Raw genomic sequence first — 16970 nt, forward strand, 5'->3', positions numbered from 1 at the left:
GAGAAAGTTTATGGGAGCAAAATGTTGTAAAGGAAAAGAAAAATATCCACATCTTTTTTCCCCGATCAGAATCGGGAACATTCGTTTGAAGAACCGTATTATTGCCGCTCCGACTAGCCCGAGCATGATTACAACGGAAGGTCATTTTACACCGGAAATGATTACTTATCTGGAAGAAAAGGCAAAAGGCGGGGTGGCAGTCGTAACATATGGAGAATCCATTGTACATTCATCTACAGGAAAATCACATAACAAACAGCTTCAGCTGGATTCCTTTGGTGTTAAACAGGGAATGGCGGAGGCCGCACGTGCCATTCATAATGCAGGGGCATATTCGAATATTCAGCTGTCCCACGGTGGAAAATACGGCGGACTGGTCAGCGTAGGCGGAGATCAGGATGGTTGTGAGGTGGCATATGGACCAAGCCACGAGATGACACCTGCAGGAGAGGTGCAGGAGATGCCGAGAGAACTGATCTTTGAAATCATTGATTCTTATAGAAAAGGTGCAAAACTGTGTAAAGACTGCGGGTTCGATATGGTACAGGTACACGCGGCACATGGATGGCTGTTTTCTCAGTTCCTGTCACCGGTTATGAATCAGAGAACAGACGAATTCGGTGGTTCATTAGAGAACCGCGCAAGATTCCTTATGATGGCACTGGATGCAGTCAGAGAGGGAGTCGGACCGAGATTCCCGATTGAGATCCGTATCTCCGGTGATGATCTGACGGAAATCGGCCTGGGTATGGAAGATTGCGTGAAGGTTGCACAGATGGTAGAGAATAAAGTAGACCTTTATAACGTATCCTGTGGAAATCATGAAGATCCGGATATGTTCTGCCGTACTCATCCGTCTGCATTCTATAAGAGAGGTGTCAATGTATACCTGGCTGCAGAAATCAAAAAGCATGTAAGCAAACCGGTTGCCTGTGTTGGCTCTTTAAATGACCCGGCACAGATGGAAGAAATCATCGCAACAGGACAGGCAGATATTGTGGAGATCGGAAGAGCACTTCTGGCAGATCCGTATCTGGCAAAGAAAGCCCTGGAAGGCAATGCGGATGATATTACACCTTGCTTAAGATGTTATGAATGCTTCGGAGAGACTTCTAAGAGTGAGACGGTAAAATGTACTGTTAACCCGACCATGGGACAGCAGCTTCCGGAAAAGAACAGAACAGCAGCACCGGAACGTCTGAAGAAAGTCCTGATCGCAGGAGGAGGTCCTGCAGGTATGGAAGCAGCCATCACTGCGGCAAACAGAGGTCATGATGTTACTCTGGTAGAAAAGAATGATAAACTGGGCGGTAATCTTTACCCGGCAGGAGCACCATATTTCAAAGAAGATATTATCAAACTGTGTAAAGTTATGGTGAAGAGAGTGGAAGAAGCAGGTGTGAAGGTAGTTCTGAATACAGAAGTGACACCTGAGTATGTAGAATGCTTCAATCCGGATGCATTATTTGTTGCAATCGGTTCCAATGAACTTCGTCCGCCGATCAAAGGCATGGATCTTCCACATGTTATTATGGCGATTGACGCGGAGCTTCATCCGGAAAAACTGGGAAGAAAAGTTGCCATCATGGGTGGAGGTCTCGTTGGAGGCGAGGCAGCAGTATCTTTCCATCATGAAGGAAAAGAATGCGCTATCATCGAGATGAAGAGTAAGGTTGCCGAGGAAGTAAATTCCTTCTATAGAGGAGGACTTATGCCTGAGATTGAAAAATCAGCAACATGCTATGTAAATACAAAAGTAAAAGAGATCATTCCGACAGGAGTTCTCTGTGAGAAAGATGGCGAGGAGTTTATTGTTGAGGCAGATTCTGTTGTATGTGCTCTTGGATTCAGAGCTCCGTATGACAAGGTAGATGCTTTGTGTGATAAGGTTGATGAGTACTATATTATAGGAGACTGCAAGAACGTCGGACAGATCTATCACGCAACAAATGAAGCTTACTACGCAGCAATGAGGTTGTAATATGAATCAGAAAAGACAGATAAAACTGACAAAAAAGCGATGGTTCATCCTGCTCGCCAGCTGCTTGATTAATCTGTGTATTGGTTCTTTATATGCCTGGAGTGTATTTGCTGTTCCTGTGGCAGAGCATATTAGCTCTGCTACAGGAACAAATTTAAATACATCCAATCTGGCAATCGTATTTACAATTGCAAATTCAGTTGGTCCGGTTACACTTATCTCCGGTGGATTTACCAATGACAGACTGGGACCGAAGTGGGTCATATTTGCGGGAGGACTCCTGTTTGGTGCAGGAATGATTCTCTCGGGGATGGCATCCGGTCTTCCGATGCTGATGATTGGATATGGTCTTGGATGCGGACTGGCAATGGGGTTGGTGTACGGATGCACCATCAGCAATTCTGTGAAATTTTTTCCGGATAAACGTGGTTTGATCGGAGGAATCGCAACGGCTTCCTATGGAATCAGTTCTGTGCTGATCCCGCCTGTGGCCAATGCACTGATTCGTAGAGTTGGAGTCATGAGTACATTTAAAATTCTGGGAGTTGCTTTTATTATCGTTATCTGTGGCGGGGCTTTTCTGATTGAAAAGTGCCCGGAAGATTTTGTTCCGGTCGGATATCAGCCGGAAGTTTCAAGTGGAAAAGCTGCCGAAAAACAGGTAAGAGACAAGGAATGGAAAGAAATGCTGGCAGACCCGGTGTTTTATATTATGATTCTGATGCTCACCTGCGGAGCGGTATTTGGGCTTATGACAATCTCTCAGGCATCTCCGATTGCCCAGGAGATGATCGGTATGTCGGTTACTGCTGCTACAACGGCAGTTTCCGTGCTGGCGTTATTCAATGCTGCAGGACGTGTGGCAGCAGGATATCTTTCGGATAAAATCGGAAGGATTCAGACACTGACGATTATGTTGATTGCTGCAATGGCAGGATTGTTCCTGCTCTACAGTGCAGGAGAAGGAGACGTAGTAAAATATTATGCCGGCGTTTCAGTTGTAGGTTTATGCTTCGGTGCATTTATGGGCGTGTTCCCGGGATTTACAGCTGACCAGTTCGGTGCTAAGAACAATAGTGTAAATTATGGAATCATGTTTATTGGATTTGCATTTGCAGGTTATCTTGGACCTACGATTATGAGTGCCCTCCATGAAAGAATGAACAGTTACAGTCCGGCCTTTTTATTTGCAATGGGGCTGGCTGTACTGGGAATTCTGTTATCACTATTATATAGAAAAATGAGTATCAGACGGGAAGTCTGAACACAATACAGAAAGGAGAAAAAAGATGGATAAGTTAAATATACTTCTGGTGACAGGGTTAGTGACCGCGGAACATCAGGGACGCGTTATGAAGGAAAAGCTTCGTGATCTGCTAGAGGCAACCGGACGTTTTAATGTAGTGATTGTGGAAGAATTCCGCAACATTACTCCGGAATTTCTTGAACCGTATGATGCGATTCTGATTAACTATGACGGAAAAACATGGCCGACAGAGCATGCACGCCGCTTCGGTGAGCAGACAGAAGCTGCAGTTTACGATTTTGTTGCAAAGGGAAAGGGAATCATCTTCTATCATTCCAGTATCTGGGTTGATCCGGATTGGCCGGATGAATGGAGAAAACTTTTGGGCGGATATTGTGCAATGGATAAAGGATGCCGCCGTTGCCCGAAAGATGATCATTTTGTTGAGGTTATGGATGAAAATCATCCGATTACAAAGGATATTGACAAAAAATGGATGAATGTATTTGATGACTTGTTCACACAGGTAATTATTCATCCGGAGGCCAATGTACACGTGCTTTGTTCTATTTACGATGATGTGGAAAATTATAAAGTGCCCGGATTTCCTCCGGCACATCATCCGGTAGATATTCCGGACGGTGATCTGAATAAGATGGAGGGAGTGAATCAGTACACACCGGTAATCTGGACCAATCAATATGGGGAAGGTCGTGTGTTCGTTACTTCTATCGGACATTGGGAAGCACTGGATCGGTTCAATTTCATCACGATGCTTGTCCGTGGAGCTGAATGGGCTGCATCCGGGGAAGTTACACTGGGCAGGCCGAACCGCAGCGGTGATAATCGTCTGAAGTTATTCCCATACTATTAAGGAATATTATAACTAAAATAAATCGCAGCAGACGCAAAGTTCATTTGCGTCTGTTTTTTATTGTATACCGGAAAACGGAAGCACTGTTCCTTAGAGGATTAATAATCTAAGGAACAGCGCTTCTGAAAAAGAGGGATACTATATATTTTGGAAATTTCTCAGGTCAGCGTCCAGATTTTTATACATGCTGATGTAGAAAGGATACATTTTATCATATACCTCAGCCCACTCTTCATTGGGTTCAATCACTTCTTTTACCTGAATCAGTCTGGACATTGCTTCTGTCAGGTCCGGGAATACGCCTACGGCATTACCGGCGATCAGAGCATCTCCGAAAGGCACATCTCCGGATCTCTCATCCAGAATGTAAATCGGCATGCGAAGCATGGAGGCTTTAATCTGTGACCAGGTGCGGCTCTTTGCACCACCGCCGGTAATGCGAAGAGAAGTTGCCTGTCCACCGGCATCCTTAATTGTCTCCATGACATGGCGTAATGCAAATGCAGTTCCTTCGAAAATGGAACGAATTATTTCTTCGCGGGTGGTGTCACGGGAGATTCCGATGAACATACCCTTTGCATGAGAATTCCAAAGCGGAGCCCTTTCTCCGTAAAGGTACGGGAAGAAGATTAATCCGTTGCTTCCCGGAATCACATCTGCTGCAAGGCGGTTCAGGTGTTCGAATACGCTGATGTTGTTCGATTCGGCATATTCTTTTTCCGGTTGTCCAAGCGTATCCAGATACCACTTCAGAGATGCGCCACTGGCACTGATCGGTGCATCGAAAATAAAAGGCATTCCAACAATGGAGCCTGGTTTTGCGACCAGTGGAAGCGTGGTGGGTGTTTGGTGCATACTTCCGGCAAAGACGAGGGAAGAGGTTCCTGAGGACTCTCCGGCATCTCCAATCCGGCTTAATCCAATCGCATACATAGATGCAATTGCGTCACTTGCTCCGGCTACAACCGGAATACCACTTACCAGTCCGGTTTCTTTTGCTGCTTCTTCGGTTACCGTGCCAATGATTTCATTAATCTGCCGGGGCTTCGGAAGAAGCCGGTTCAAATCGGCTCCGATTACACGGCTGATCTCTTCAGACCATTGTAAGCTAGTCATATCCAGACACTGGGATTTACCGGCCTGGTCGATATCCATTGTCATTTTGCCGGTCAGTTTATAATTGATATAGGAACTTGCCTGCAATATCTTATAAGTTTTTGCAAAAAGTTCCGGTTCATTTTCTTTATACCACAATATTTTATTTGGAAGAAATCCCGTGTCAGGCTGCCCGCCTATAATAGATACGTATCGGTCAAAACCAATCCGGTCAATAATATATTCCAACTGTTTGCCGGAACGTCCATCCATCCAGATGATGGCATTTCTAAGGGGAGTACCTTCTGCATCTACAGGAAGCATGGTGACTGTCTGAGAACTGACGGATATGCCTCGAATTCGCTTTACAATTTCACTTCCGGATTTTTGAGTCACTTCCTGAAGGATCTCAACTGTATTTTTCCACCAGAGATTGGAATCCTGTTCGGCATTGTTAGGTTCGGGAACGATAAGGGTGTTGGCTCTCGATGCTGATGCGGCTACATTGCCGTATTCATCCATGATCATTGCTTTCACATTGGTTGTCCCCAAATCCATACCAAGGAGATAATTATCTGCAATATTCATATTCTTTTCCTCCGTAATACTTCTTTGAATCATATAGTAGCAAAGTAGAACAGGCTGCTCAAAATCAGATTTGCCGTTATAAAGCGGAAATAAAAGAATTGTGAATATGCGGGAGAAAATTTATACTAACGGTGACAACAGGAGAATAAGGTGTTCTGTTTTAAACAGGAGCATTATTTTAATATTTCATGTATAAGGACAAGGAGGACAAATAATGAACAGAGAGGAACTTATGGCAAAGATTATCGAATTTGCAGCTATGGCTTTTAATAAAGATGCTGCAGCAATTAATGAGAACACAAACATTGCGGAAGAGCTTGGAGTTGCATCTTCCCAGCGTGTAGCAATGAGTGCTTCTATTGAGAATGACTTTGATGTAATGATTCCGGTTGCAAGATTTGGAAAATTCGAGACAATCGGAGATCTTGTTGATTTTGTAATGGATGAGATGTAAGGAGGACAACATGTTACACAACGTAAAACTTGGAAAAAATATGAGAAGTGTTTCCATCGTTGGAATTGGTGCAACACCTTTCTTCAATGGAGTACAAAACGAGACTTACAAAGGTCTTACAAATGGTGAGCTTTTTGGATATGCAGCACTGGACGCAATGAAGGATGCAGGAATCGAGCCAAGGGACGTACAGTATTTCTTCCATGGATCTGCAAACCCACATGTCCTGAATAACTGTATTACTCCGAACCTTCAGGTAGCAGACTGGTTTGGTATGAGAGGAAAAGGTTCTCTCTCTCACTCAGAAGGATGCTGTACCGGTTATATTGCGCTGGAGGAAGCAGTATTTGCGGTTGCCAGCGGTGCTTATGATATTGTTCTTACCGGATGTAGTGAACAGGGAACAGGTATGCCGGACGGCAATACTCCGGACCACATGCGTGTACCGTTGACTTCCGAAGTATTATTCCCGGATCTGGATTCTATTTTTGACCGTGCATACGGACGATATCTTGGCGGTGGCCCGGGTATGAATCATGATGATTGGATTAACTACTATGCAAAAGAAAACGGACTGACACCGGATCAGATTGATGATGTTCTGGCACATCAGGCATATCATTTCCGCCGTGCAGCAACACTTTGCCCGCGTGCAATTCGCCGTACACCATTTGAAGAGATGGCAAAAGAAGCAGGATATGATGATGTATGGGAATACATGAAATCCAGCCATAATCCGAAGATGACACAGTACTTAAGAACAGCAAGTGACTCCTGCGTAGCTGACGGGGCAGCAGCATGTATCGTAGTTCCGACAGAGATCGCACACAAATTTACAGACAAGCCAATCGAAGTGCTTGGTGTGGGTGCATCTGTATTAGACGCAATCGTTCCGCATCTTGAGAAGAAAGCAACTGCCGAAGCTGCACGCCAGGTGTTTGAACAGACAGGACTTACTGCTGATGATATGGATCTTTTATATGTAAATGACTTTATCGGATCTTCTGCATTCCTTGCAGCTGAGGAAATCGGATACCTTCCAAAGGGAGAAGGATGGAAATATGTGCTTGATGGAAGAATCGCATTTGACGGTGATAAACCTATGAACACAAATGGCGGCAGAACTTCTTACGGACACGCATTTGGAGCTTCCGGTATGGCAGATGTATTCGAGGCAGTTACACAGATGCGTGGAGAGGCCGGAGAACGTCAGGTTAAGAAACTTCCAAAATACACTTTCCTCAGAGGATTTGGCGGTGCGCAGAACGTTCGTGCAATCATTCTGAAGAGAAATTATTAAAAAGGAAAAAGTGGATTCGTAAATGAGGAGGTTTAACAATGAGTGCTGAGACAATGAAAGCAGAAGAAATATGGAATCCGGAACATATTGTTGAAAAATTCTGGAATGGATTAAAAGAAGGTGTTGTATATGCAAGAAAGTGTAAGGAGTGCGGAGCAATTGAGTTCCCGCCACATATCGCATGCAACAGCTGTGGATATCATGAAACAGAGTGGACAACTCTTACAGGTAAAGGTGAATTAAAGAGTTTTGTATTTACCGGTGTTTTAAATGCAAGACTGGAGCTGGAAGACCGTGGACTTAAGTATGTCTGCGGAGAAGTCCAGCTGGATGAAGGTCCGTCAATTAATGCGGTAATCCTTGGTGTGAATAAGAAAAAAGCCCGTGAGATCGATGGAAAACTTCCGGTACGTGTACGCCCGGTATTCTATGATATGGGAAGATACACAACCCTGTTCTTTGAACTGGATGAAGAATAAATTGTTGAGTGATCATAGTATGTATGGAGGAAAAACTCATGAATGTACTTGAGCAGATTTATGCGAAGGCAAAAGAAAATCCGCAGAAGGTAGCATTTCCGGAGGCTGCAAATGAGAAAATGATGCAGGCAGCTTATGAGACTGGAAAAGAAGGATACATCATTCCGTTACTTGTGGGCAATGCAGAAGAACTGAAAAAGCTTGCCAAAGAAAGAGGATACGACCCATCTGTATTTACTTTTGTGGATATCCATGATGAAGAGTATACGAATAAAATCATCAGTGAATATGTGAAACAGCCGGGAACCATTTTCAAAGAGAAGGCGCTTGGAAGGCGTATGCAGGATCCATTGTATTATGCAATGGCTATGCAGAGAGTTGGCGAAGCAGATGTTACATTTGCAGGAATCGACAATACAACAGGTGACGTGCTTTTGGCAGGTCAGATGATTATTGGCATGAAACCGGGAATCAGTACAATTTCCAGTATCGGACTTGCTGATATTCCGGGATATGAAGGAAGTGAAGGTTCTCTTCTGGCGGTAGGTGACAGTGCAGTCTGCACGAATCCAAGTGCCGAGCAGCTGGCCAGTATTGCCATCTCTGCGTGTGATACCGTGCAGGAGCTTCTGGGATGGGAACCAAGATGTGCAATGGTTTGCTATTCTACACTTGGCAGCGGTCAGGGCGAACTGATTGACAAGGTTACAGAGGCGTTAAAGATTGCAAATGAGCTTCGTCCGGATCTGGCGATCGATGGAGAATTCCAGCTGGATGCAGCAATCGTCCCTGCAGTTGCAGAGAAGAAAGTAAAGCGTGAAAGCAAAGTTGCCGGAAAAGCTAATGTATTGATCTGGCCGGATCTGAATGTTGGAAATACAGCAGTGAAGCTGATTCAGCAATTTGGTCATGCGAATGCATACGGACCAATGCTCCAGGGATTTAACAGTATTGTATGTGATTGTTCCAGAGGAGCACCGGTATCTGAGATTAAAGGAAATGTCGTTATCTCTGCAGTTCGTGCAGCTGAGAGCAAGAAACGAGCTTAATGGGCTCTCCGTTATCTTCATAGCAGACGGACAAAATCTGTCCATGTGACAATTGCGTCTGATAGCAGGAAACGGAGGAGTCTGAACAGATGACAGACAATTCATCCTTATCGTTAATAAAGGAAAAAGAGAAATCTGTAAGGTTGGTATCGACACCAATTCCGATTTTTTTCACATATGCTTCTTTCAATGTCCATAGGCGATAAAACCATTCCTGTTTTTGGGGAATGTCATCACCGTTGGAGTGAAGGAAGCATTTTTCCCTTTCAGATAATGCGCGGTTAATCAAAACTTCGGGGAAATATCCAGGGCATTCAGCGTCAATGCCAATTGGTCTGTTGTGGAATGCGCATGCGACCAGTTGATTACAGTGAGTGATGTTGAAACAGATTTCTGGATAATCCGGAAGATAGGGTTTGCCGTTGATATCTGGTGTTAGAATTGTATTGATTTCATCGCGCGTCAGAGGAATCTGAAAGAGATCTCGAATCCCTTGAATAAGAAGTGTTCGCCCAAGTTCGTGTTCCTGCCTGTTGACGTCAGAGATGGAATCAGAGATTGGTGTATAGTATGAGTAGTAGATGGCAGGCATGTGTTTTCCTCCTTTGGATGTTGGTTCTGTGTGTATTATAGACCTTTGGAAGAAAAAAATATAGTAGTATAATTTTTAGATGTGAAATGGCGGTGAATTGACATGTATTTGCAAAGAGATTATGGAAAACTTTTTTATGAAATTTACGGGGAAGGAGAGCCGTTATTACTTATTCATGGTGTGATCGTTGATGCAGAATTATATGAACAGACTGCGAAAATATTATCTCGATATTATCAGGTAATCTGTTATGATCGAAGAGGATATTCGAGAAGTAAATGTGAAGAATGTCCGGAATTTCATATGGAGGATCAGGCAGAGGATATTCTGGGACTTCTGGATGCCCTGGGTATTGAGAAAGTTACGATAGCAGGGGCAAGTGCAGGAGCAGTCATAGGACAGTACTTCCTGCAGGAATATCCTGAAAGAGTCAGACACTTAATTATGTATGAACCTGCAATGATAGGGCATATGCTAAGGGAAGATATTGAATTTCGAAATTGGGTAACGGAGACATCACATTTGATTGAAAGAAAGAAATACAATATGGTGTTGCTTCGTTTTTCTGAGCATATAGGTTCGCCGGATCCGAGAAGTCCGAAGAAATCAGAGAAAGTATCTCTTCGCGAATTGGATAATGTTGAATATGCATTTACAAAGGAAGTCCCGGGCTTACTTCAGTATCAGCCTGATTTAGAGAAGATGCATGAAAAGGCAGACAGGATTACACTGGCAGTCGGAGAAAGAAGTGGGAATACCGTATATGTGCAAGAGACATACCGTCTGGCAGAGCAGATAGAAAAGCATGTTGTCATATATCCGGGAGGTCACAATCTTCCGTATGATCTGCCTCTGGAGTTCGCAATCTGTGTTCTGGGAACTTTAAAAATAACAGCGGATTAAGGTTCGTACTTATATCTTCATGAATAGAATGTCATTGCATATTGGCATTGATCTGGAGCTGGAGTATTATATTTACGCAGTCGTGATTTCCCCTGCCAGCTCGAATCCTTTCTTTGCCGCAATCACAGCAATAATCTCATTGATGACGGCTGCAGCTGCGATGGTTCCTTTCACGATGACTGCAAGTTCGGGCTCGGAGACAGCCAGGACGGAGCAGATAATTCCGGTGAAGACCAGAGATACTCCGGAATGGGGCAACAAGGATCGGATGGAACCAGTCGACCAGATTCTGAAGCTGCTTTTCTGGGATCATATTAGAGAATACGGCAGAGAAAGATACACCCATCAGCATATAGTTTAAAGTAATATTCGTAAATACTGTTGTATTGCAGAAGAGGCCGATTGCAGCTGTGGCGGTGATGCCAAGTAAAAGGCTGATCAGGGTTCCTGCTTTTCCGGGATTCTTCTTCAGGAAAAGTCCGGCAATCCATCCAGTGGCAATTCCGATGATGATTGGTAAGAAGATCATGACTGGAATCATATACAGTGGAACAGAACCACCGGAGACCGCACGGGCGATGAAGGAATTGACGGTGAAGAAGACGGCAATTCCAACGATATCATCCAGGACTGCCATTGGAAGCAATGTGTCTGTTACAGCTCCGTGTGTGTGGAATTCCTGTACGATAGAAAGTGCAGGTGCAGGAGCTGTTGCAAGGGCGATGCCTCCGAATGCAAATGCCAGATAGACGGGTACTCCGGAGAGCGAGAATACAATGGCAAACAGGAAGGAGACAAAAGCAAATGTTCCGAGGGACTGTGTCAGAGTTGTGACAATCAATGCTTTTCCGTATGCTTTGATTTTTGCCCAGATCAGTTCGGTTCCAAGCATCAGCCCAAAAGCGCACTGCATCCAGGTAATGATTAATTTATACCATTCGGAATTCATGACTTCCTGTGGCAGAAGACCGGCGGCATTTGGACCGAGAAGCATTCCAGTGATCAGCCATCCTAAGATAGAGGGCATTCGAAGTTTTGTAATTAATTTTCCAGCAAGAAACGCAACTGCCAGTGTGCAGATCCATCTTAATATATAGAGAGATAAGTTCATTTCCATTCCTCCTGTCATTTCTATGATTGATTATTATCTAATATCTAATACGCCGTATAGCAGAATATCCAACTGACGACGGCATGTTTCTTCGTGTTCTCGAAGAATATCATCTTGTTCATAAGTCCCATGAGAATCTATTTTGTAGTGCAGGTTAAAGTAATCCATATACATTCGGAAATCATCTGCCACCAGATCCACAGAAAGACCCGGGCGCAGGGGCTCACTTTTGAGGAGCTCCGTAAGTACTGCAATATTCAGCGAATCAAAAGGCTGACGTATCTGGGCAATCTGAGGCCTGAGCTTTTCTGGAGAACGAAAAGAGGCATCAATAAAGATCCCGAGCTGTTCTGGGTTGTCTGAGAAGAACCGAAGTCTGGCATTAAAATATTCCTGAAAACGTTCGCTAGCTGTGCCGGTCAGATTATCTGCTGTAGATTGCAGGAAAGAGGTAAATCTGCGAAAGCAAGCTTCCACGCAGAACAGGTACAGCTCATCTTTATCCTTAAAATGATGATAAATAATTCCTTTGGAGATGCCTTTTTTTGCCCAGACAGTATTTAGGGATGCGCCTTCATAGCCTTTTTGGGAAAACTCTTCTGTAGCAGCATCCAGAATTCGCTGCCTGGATAAGGCGCTTTTTTCTTCGCGTTTCATATATCCTGACCTCCTGTTAGGCTTAATATTCAAGCATATTGAGAATGTTATTTACTAATGGGTTTAAAAACAAACCAATAAGTCTGTTTTATAGAATATCACAAACAGACCAGATGGTCAATATGATTGACCGAGTAGTGAAAAGAGAATTTGCTATTTTACAGAAGACCTGAATAGGTGTATTGTTATGATATCAGTGAAAATCAACGTAACGTTTTCATCAGCATCGGGAGGATAGATTTATGTCGGAGACAGGAGAAATGTTAATTCAGGGAGCGATAGATCTGCATGTGCACACAGCTCCGGATCTTGTACCAAGAAAGTATACCGACATCCAGCTGGCAAAGAAGTATCAGGCAGCAGGAATGGATGGATTTGTCTGTAAATGTCATCAAGGGGATACTGCAGCAAGGGCAGCTACTGTATCGGAAGAGTTCCCTTCGATAAAGGTTTATGGAGGAATTGTGCTGAATCACGCAGTCGGAGGATTGAATGAAGCTGCGGTCTATGCCTGTGGAAAGATGGGCGGTCGGATTGTCTGGTTCCCGACGGTTGATGCGTATCAGGACGCAGATTATCAGAGGTCGCACCAGAAAGGACATCTGGGTGTAGAGAATGAGCAACGGAATTGTCGTGAGAAGATTCGGATCCTAAATGAGAGTCAGGAATTGATACCGGAAGTATATCCGGTATTGCAACAGATTCGGGAGCAGGATATGATTCTTGCAACGGGGCATCTTGCGCCATTTGAAAGTCTTGCTCTGTTAAGAGCAGCATCGAATATGGGAATTCGCAGATCCATTGTAAGTCATGTATCTTTCCCTGTTACGAGGGCAGAGTTAGAACTGCAGAGAGAATATCTGGCTTGTGGTGCCATGCTGGAGCATTGTTACTATACGCCTTATTATCATCTCTGTGACTGGGAAGAGATTCTGGAAAGTATCCGTCATGCAGGCGCGGGGCATATACTCTTGTCTTCGGATCTGGGCCAGATACAAAGCCCGGATCCGGAAGAAGGAATGAAGCAGTTTGTTGAAAAACTGCATGAATCTGGTATCTCTGCCGGGGATATCCGGCAGATGATTGTGGCAAATCCCAGAGAACTGTTGGAATAATCCAGTTGATGCTTGGATGAATTCAGTGGATTAGTAATTTCCAGAATGGTTGCGGCTTTTATCAATGCGATTGTGTTGAACTAGCAAGCCAGGTGAATAACTAAATTGAGGATAACAATAGGGGCATCGGTCAAAAAACGGATGCCCTGGTTTTTGAGAATTGTCTGAAATTAATATATTTTTTATAAAGTTAAGTGAACTTTTCGTTTTGCTTTTCAGGATTTGTGATATGTAATATCTAGAAGATATTTTGATTGATTTTGAAGGGTTAAGGTGAAGAGATTATCATGAGCAAAGTAATAGGAATCGACTTGGGAACTACCAATAGTTGTGTGGCTGTCATTGAGAATGGACAGCCCGTCATTATTCCGAACAGTTCGGGAAGCCGGACAACACCGAGCGTGGTCGCATTTGCCAAAAATGGAGAGTGGCTTGTAGGGGATACGGCCAGGCGGCAGGCGGCTACGAATCCGGATCGTACTATCAGTTCTGTGAAAAGACACATGGGAACCGACTGGTGCACAAAGATAGACGGAATGGTCTATAAGCCACAGACAATCAGTGCGATGGTACTGATGCAGCTGAAAAAAGATGCGGAAGCATTTCTGGGAGAAGAGGTTGCAGGGGCAGTCATTACGGTTCCTGCGTATTTTAATGATATTCAAAGGCAGGCTACCAAGGACGCAGGGAAGATTGCTGGGCTAGATGTGAAGCGAATCATCAATGAGCCTACCAGTGCAGCCCTGTCTTATGGATTGAATCATGGTGAGGCACAGAAGGTCATGGTCTACGATCTGGGCGGCGGAACCTTTGATGTCTCTATCATTGAGATTGGTGACGGAATCATCGAAGTCCTTGCCACGGCAGGAGATAATCATCTGGGTGGAGATGATTTTGATGAAAGGATTACCCGTTGGCTGGCCGAAGAATTCAAGCGGCAGAATCGGATTGACTTGAGCAGAGATTTTGCGGCAATGCAGAGGATCCGTGAAGCGGCAGAGCAGGCAAAGAAAGAACTGTCAACAGCGGAGATTACGAATATTGTACTGCCTTATCTGACCCAGGCAAAGGGAGAGCCGGTCCATCTGGAGATGCCACTTTCACGTGCGAAATTCCAGGAACTGGTCGGTGACCTGATTGAATGTACTGCAGGACCGGTACAGAATGCTCTGAGGGATGCGAAGATCTCTGCATCGGATCTTAGCCGTGTCCTGCTGGTGGGAGGTTCGACAAGAATCCCGGCAGTGCAGGAGAAGGTGCGGCTCCTCACTGGAAAGGAACCTTCGAAAAATATCAACCCGGATGAATGTGTCGCTATGGGTGCGGCTATTCTCGGAAGTACTTTGCAGGGGAATTCTCTGGTAGCAGCAGGCACAGGAAAAGATCTGCTCCTTCTGGATGTTACGCCGCTTAGCCTTTCCATAGAAACGGTAGGAGGTGTGGCAACAAAGCTGGTAGAACGGAATTCTACTCTGCCGACCCGTTATTCCCGTATCTTTTCAACGGCAGCACCGTACCAGAGAGATGTAGAGATTCATGTCCTTCAGGGAGAACGTCCGATGGCAAAGGATAATAAATCCATCGGAAAATTCCGTCTGAAGGGAATCCGCCGCGCTCCGGCCGGAGTTCCTCAGATTGAAGTAACATTTGATATTGATGCCAACGGTATCCTGAAGGTATCTGCGAAGGATCTGGACACCGGTAAGGAACAGTCCATTACCATCACGGCAGACGACCGTATGTCAGATGCTGAGATTGAGCAGGCAATGCGCGATGCACAGCAATATGCAGGACAGGATAACCTGCGAAAGGAAGCCCTTGAACTGTCAGGAGATGCCCAGAAGCTTCTGGGAGAGACTCAAAGAGCGTTGAAAGCCGGAGGTAAGCAGATTGAGAAAGCACAGAAGAAGCAGATAAAGGGTGACATGAACGCACTTTCCAAATTATTGTCAAATCTTAGAGTGGACAAAGTAACAGAAACAGAAGTGGTCAATATTCGCCAGGCTAAAGAGAACCTGGAACGCTCCAGCGCAGGCATTCTGCATTATGGAAATTGATCCTGGCGAGAGACTTTTCATTCCCGATGATTTCTGCTATGATGAAGGTGTCTATGGAGACGATCTGAAAGACACGGAACCGTAATCTTAGCAGAAGGAGTGGATGTCTGTGAACAGAAGAAAATTGCAGGTTCTTCAATTGGCAGAGAAGTTGGAGGGTGAGAGCCGACTTGGTATGGAACGAAGATACTATCAGCATGGAGTAACAACGATTTTTCAGCATAGTATCAATGTTGCCTGTGTAAGCTGTAAGATTGCAGAAAAATATCATCTCGATGTAGATTACTATGCCCTGATCAGAGGTGCATTGCTGCATGATTATTTCTTATATGACTGGCATGTAAAGGACAGAAGTCATCGGTTTCATGGATTTACACATCCCAGGAGAGCCCTGGAAAATGCAGACAAGGAATTTCAGCTTACGGAAACAGAAAGAAATATGATCTACTGTCATATGTTTCCTCTGACTCCAATACCACCTAGTACTAAAGAAGCTTGGATCGTGTGTGCCGCTGATAAGATCTGTGCGCTTAGTGAGACGATGATGCCTCTGTTATGTAGATTAAAGGTATATAAAACATTATAGTAAGGATAAGGTTTTACAATGGATTTACAGAGATTAACAATCGGACAGATGGCACAATTGAATCATATATCTGAGCAGACCCTGCGCTTGTATGACAGGGAGGGGCTGCTCAAAGCACAGGAGGTGGATCCGGAAAGCGGATATCGTTATTATCACATCCTGCAGTCGGCAAGAATCGACCTGATCCAGAATATGAAACGGTACGGACTGACATTAAAGCAGATCAAGGATATGCTGGAAAATGATGATGCGGATGTGATCCGGCAGAAACTGGAGATGCAGTCGAAGGACATTGAAGAGCGTCTTCAGCAGCTGACCAGGGTAAAGAGCTCCCTGAACCGGGTACTGGATAACTATAAGCGATACGAAGCGCTGCCGAAGAACGGACAGATATTCCTGGAGTATCAGTCAGAAAGGCAGATCTACAGGTGTGAATGTGAACAGGATTTTTTTGAGCAGGATGAGGCAGGATATGAGTATATGCTGCGCCAGTTAAAACAGCATCTTGTAAGCCACGATATTCCGCTGTCATTATTCTGCAATATCGGAACGATTATCCGTAAAGAGGATCTGAAGTTTGGGAGGCTTACCTCTAAGGAAGTGTTTCTGTTTGTGGATGAACGTATAGATATAAAAGATTGCGAAAGGGTTCCGGCTGCGACTTATGTATGTATGTGTTCCAGTGATTTTTCCCAGGAAGCGGAAAACGCAAGGACATTGCTCGCATATATAGAAGATATGGGATATCAGATCGTCGGAGATTATCTTTGCGAGGCAATCATAGATTTCCCGGTTCTGGAAGAAAAAAAGCGACACATATTCAGTAAGATTCAGATTCCGGTTATTTTATAGCTGAATTTTTAATGAAAAAGTATTGACTTTA

Annotated in this window: 16 protein-coding genes; 12 read left to right on the plus strand and 4 right to left on the minus strand. The window is 44.4% G+C overall.

Annotation, left to right across the window (positions count from 1 at the left end):
* Nucleotides 1–10: 10 nt before the first annotated feature.
* Genes ACQRD1_RS03610 through ACQRD1_RS03620 form a run of 3 tightly spaced genes read left to right on the plus strand, consistent with a single transcriptional unit; the run spans nt 11 to nt 4101 of the window.
* Nucleotides 11–1981 (plus strand): FAD-dependent oxidoreductase, encoded by a 1971-nt coding sequence (locus ACQRD1_RS03610; RefSeq protein WP_235232414.1) that lies wholly within the window; start codon nt 11–13, stop codon nt 1979–1981.
* A gap of 1 nt (nt 1982) precedes the next feature.
* A complete protein-coding gene (locus ACQRD1_RS03615) occupies nt 1983–3245 on the plus strand; it encodes an L-lactate MFS transporter (RefSeq protein ID WP_235232413.1) in 1263 nt (420 codons plus the stop codon).
* Between the two features lie 25 nt (nt 3246–3270).
* Nucleotides 3271–4101: a ThuA domain-containing protein gene (locus tag ACQRD1_RS03620; protein WP_235232412.1), complete on the plus strand. Its 831-nt coding sequence runs from the start codon at nt 3271–3273 to the stop codon at nt 4099–4101.
* Nucleotides 4102–4239: 138 nt separating this feature from the next.
* Here the strand turns inward: ACQRD1_RS03620 and ACQRD1_RS03625 are convergent, their stop codons facing one another.
* Complete coding sequence (locus ACQRD1_RS03625; protein ID WP_235232411.1) at nt 4240–5784, minus strand: xylulokinase; 1545 nt, start codon at nt 5782–5784, stop codon at nt 4240–4242.
* A 214-nt stretch (nt 5785–5998) separates the two neighbouring features.
* On the opposite strand from ACQRD1_RS03625, the gene ACQRD1_RS03630 reads away from it, so the two are divergent.
* Genes ACQRD1_RS03630 through ACQRD1_RS03645 form a run of 4 tightly spaced genes read left to right on the plus strand, consistent with a single transcriptional unit; the run spans nt 5999 to nt 9066 of the window.
* Nucleotides 5999–6238, plus strand: a complete 240-nt coding sequence (locus ACQRD1_RS03630; RefSeq protein WP_235232410.1) for an acyl carrier protein — start codon at nt 5999–6001, stop codon at nt 6236–6238.
* Nucleotides 6239–6248: 10 nt separating this feature from the next.
* Nucleotides 6249–7538, plus strand: coding sequence for a thiolase family protein (locus ACQRD1_RS03635; protein WP_235232409.1), 1290 nt, complete (start codon nt 6249–6251; stop codon nt 7536–7538).
* Nucleotides 7539–7576: 38 nt separating this feature from the next.
* The gene (locus ACQRD1_RS03640; RefSeq protein ID WP_235232408.1) at nt 7577–8017 is read left to right on the plus strand and encodes a Zn-ribbon domain-containing OB-fold protein; all 441 of its coding nucleotides are present in this window, start codon (nt 7577–7579) and stop codon (nt 8015–8017) included.
* Nucleotides 8018–8055: 38 nt separating this feature from the next.
* The gene (locus ACQRD1_RS03645; RefSeq protein ID WP_235232407.1) at nt 8056–9066 is read left to right on the plus strand and encodes a phosphate acyltransferase; all 1011 of its coding nucleotides are present in this window, start codon (nt 8056–8058) and stop codon (nt 9064–9066) included.
* Here ACQRD1_RS03645 and ACQRD1_RS03650 read toward each other — a convergent pair.
* Nucleotides 9023–9658 carry a 4'-phosphopantetheinyl transferase family protein gene (locus ACQRD1_RS03650; protein ID WP_235232406.1) on the minus strand — a complete coding sequence of 212 codons (636 nt, stop codon included), beginning with the start codon at nt 9656–9658 and terminating at the stop codon, nt 9023–9025. The two genes, ACQRD1_RS03645 and ACQRD1_RS03650, sit on opposite strands and share 44 nt — an antisense overlap.
* Nucleotides 9659–9760: 102 nt before the next feature.
* Here ACQRD1_RS03650 and ACQRD1_RS03655 point away from each other — a divergent pair, with 102 nt between their 5' ends.
* Nucleotides 9761–10561 carry an alpha/beta fold hydrolase gene (locus ACQRD1_RS03655; RefSeq protein ID WP_235232405.1) on the plus strand — a complete coding sequence of 267 codons (801 nt, stop codon included), beginning with the start codon at nt 9761–9763 and terminating at the stop codon, nt 10559–10561.
* A 136-nt stretch (nt 10562–10697) separates the two neighbouring features.
* On the opposite strand, the gene ACQRD1_RS03660 is transcribed toward ACQRD1_RS03655, so the two are convergent.
* Complete coding sequence (locus ACQRD1_RS03660) at nt 10698–11672, minus strand: cation:proton antiporter (RefSeq protein ID WP_328282591.1); 975 nt, start codon at nt 11670–11672, stop codon at nt 10698–10700.
* Nucleotides 11673–11705: 33 nt separating this feature from the next.
* A complete protein-coding gene (locus tag ACQRD1_RS03665) occupies nt 11706–12329 on the minus strand; it encodes a TetR/AcrR family transcriptional regulator (RefSeq protein WP_235232404.1) in 624 nt (207 codons plus the stop codon).
* 242 nt (nt 12330–12571) lie between these two features.
* On the opposite strand from ACQRD1_RS03665, the gene ACQRD1_RS03670 reads away from it, so the two are divergent.
* The 4 genes from ACQRD1_RS03670 (at nt 12572) to ACQRD1_RS03685 (ending at nt 16939) form a co-directional block, all read left to right on the plus strand.
* Nucleotides 12572–13444: a DUF6282 family protein gene (locus ACQRD1_RS03670; protein ID WP_235232403.1), complete on the plus strand. Its 873-nt coding sequence runs from the start codon at nt 12572–12574 to the stop codon at nt 13442–13444.
* A 287-nt stretch (nt 13445–13731) separates the two neighbouring features.
* Nucleotides 13732–15501, plus strand: coding sequence for a molecular chaperone DnaK (dnaK, locus tag ACQRD1_RS03675; protein ID WP_235232402.1), 1770 nt, complete (start codon nt 13732–13734; stop codon nt 15499–15501).
* Between the two features lie 103 nt (nt 15502–15604).
* Nucleotides 15605–16087: an HD domain-containing protein gene (locus ACQRD1_RS03680; RefSeq protein WP_235232401.1), complete on the plus strand. Its 483-nt coding sequence runs from the start codon at nt 15605–15607 to the stop codon at nt 16085–16087.
* A gap of 18 nt (nt 16088–16105) precedes the next feature.
* Nucleotides 16106–16939, plus strand: coding sequence for a MerR family transcriptional regulator (locus ACQRD1_RS03685; protein WP_235232400.1), 834 nt, complete (start codon nt 16106–16108; stop codon nt 16937–16939).
* Nucleotides 16940–16970 lie beyond the last annotated feature (31 nt).

It is taken from the genome of Bariatricus sp. SGI.019 (assembly GCF_050315235.1).
Taxonomy (GTDB): Bacteria; Bacillota; Clostridia; order Lachnospirales; family Lachnospiraceae; genus JAFBIX01.

Coding starts and splice junctions, on each gene's coding strand:
- ACQRD1_RS03615 (WP_235232413.1), top strand. CDS start 1,983: ATGAATCAGAAAAGACAGATAAAACTGACAAAAAAGCGATGGTTCATC.
- ACQRD1_RS03665 (WP_235232404.1), bottom strand. CDS start 12,329: ATGAAACGCGAAGAAAAAAGCGCCTTATCCAGGCAGCGAATTCTGGAT.
- ACQRD1_RS03685 (WP_235232400.1), top strand. CDS start 16,106: ATGGATTTACAGAGATTAACAATCGGACAGATGGCACAATTGAATCAT.
- ACQRD1_RS03620 (WP_235232412.1), top strand. CDS start 3,271: ATGGATAAGTTAAATATACTTCTGGTGACAGGGTTAGTGACCGCGGAA.
- ACQRD1_RS03610 (WP_235232414.1), top strand. CDS start 11: ATGGGAGCAAAATGTTGTAAAGGAAAAGAAAAATATCCACATCTTTTT.
- ACQRD1_RS03660 (WP_328282591.1), bottom strand. CDS start 11,672: ATGAACTTATCTCTCTATATATTAAGATGGATCTGCACACTGGCAGTT.
- ACQRD1_RS03625 (WP_235232411.1), bottom strand. CDS start 5,784: ATGAATATTGCAGATAATTATCTCCTTGGTATGGATTTGGGGACAACC.
- ACQRD1_RS03680 (WP_235232401.1), top strand. CDS start 15,605: ATGTCTGTGAACAGAAGAAAATTGCAGGTTCTTCAATTGGCAGAGAAG.
- ACQRD1_RS03635 (WP_235232409.1), top strand. CDS start 6,249: ATGTTACACAACGTAAAACTTGGAAAAAATATGAGAAGTGTTTCCATC.
- ACQRD1_RS03655 (WP_235232405.1), top strand. CDS start 9,761: ATGTATTTGCAAAGAGATTATGGAAAACTTTTTTATGAAATTTACGGG.
- ACQRD1_RS03630 (WP_235232410.1), top strand. CDS start 5,999: ATGAACAGAGAGGAACTTATGGCAAAGATTATCGAATTTGCAGCTATG.
- ACQRD1_RS03670 (WP_235232403.1), top strand. CDS start 12,572: ATGTCGGAGACAGGAGAAATGTTAATTCAGGGAGCGATAGATCTGCAT.
- dnaK (WP_235232402.1), top strand. CDS start 13,732: ATGAGCAAAGTAATAGGAATCGACTTGGGAACTACCAATAGTTGTGTG.
- ACQRD1_RS03650 (WP_235232406.1), bottom strand. CDS start 9,658: ATGCCTGCCATCTACTACTCATACTATACACCAATCTCTGATTCCATC.
- ACQRD1_RS03645 (WP_235232407.1), top strand. CDS start 8,056: ATGAATGTACTTGAGCAGATTTATGCGAAGGCAAAAGAAAATCCGCAG.
- ACQRD1_RS03640 (WP_235232408.1), top strand. CDS start 7,577: ATGAGTGCTGAGACAATGAAAGCAGAAGAAATATGGAATCCGGAACAT.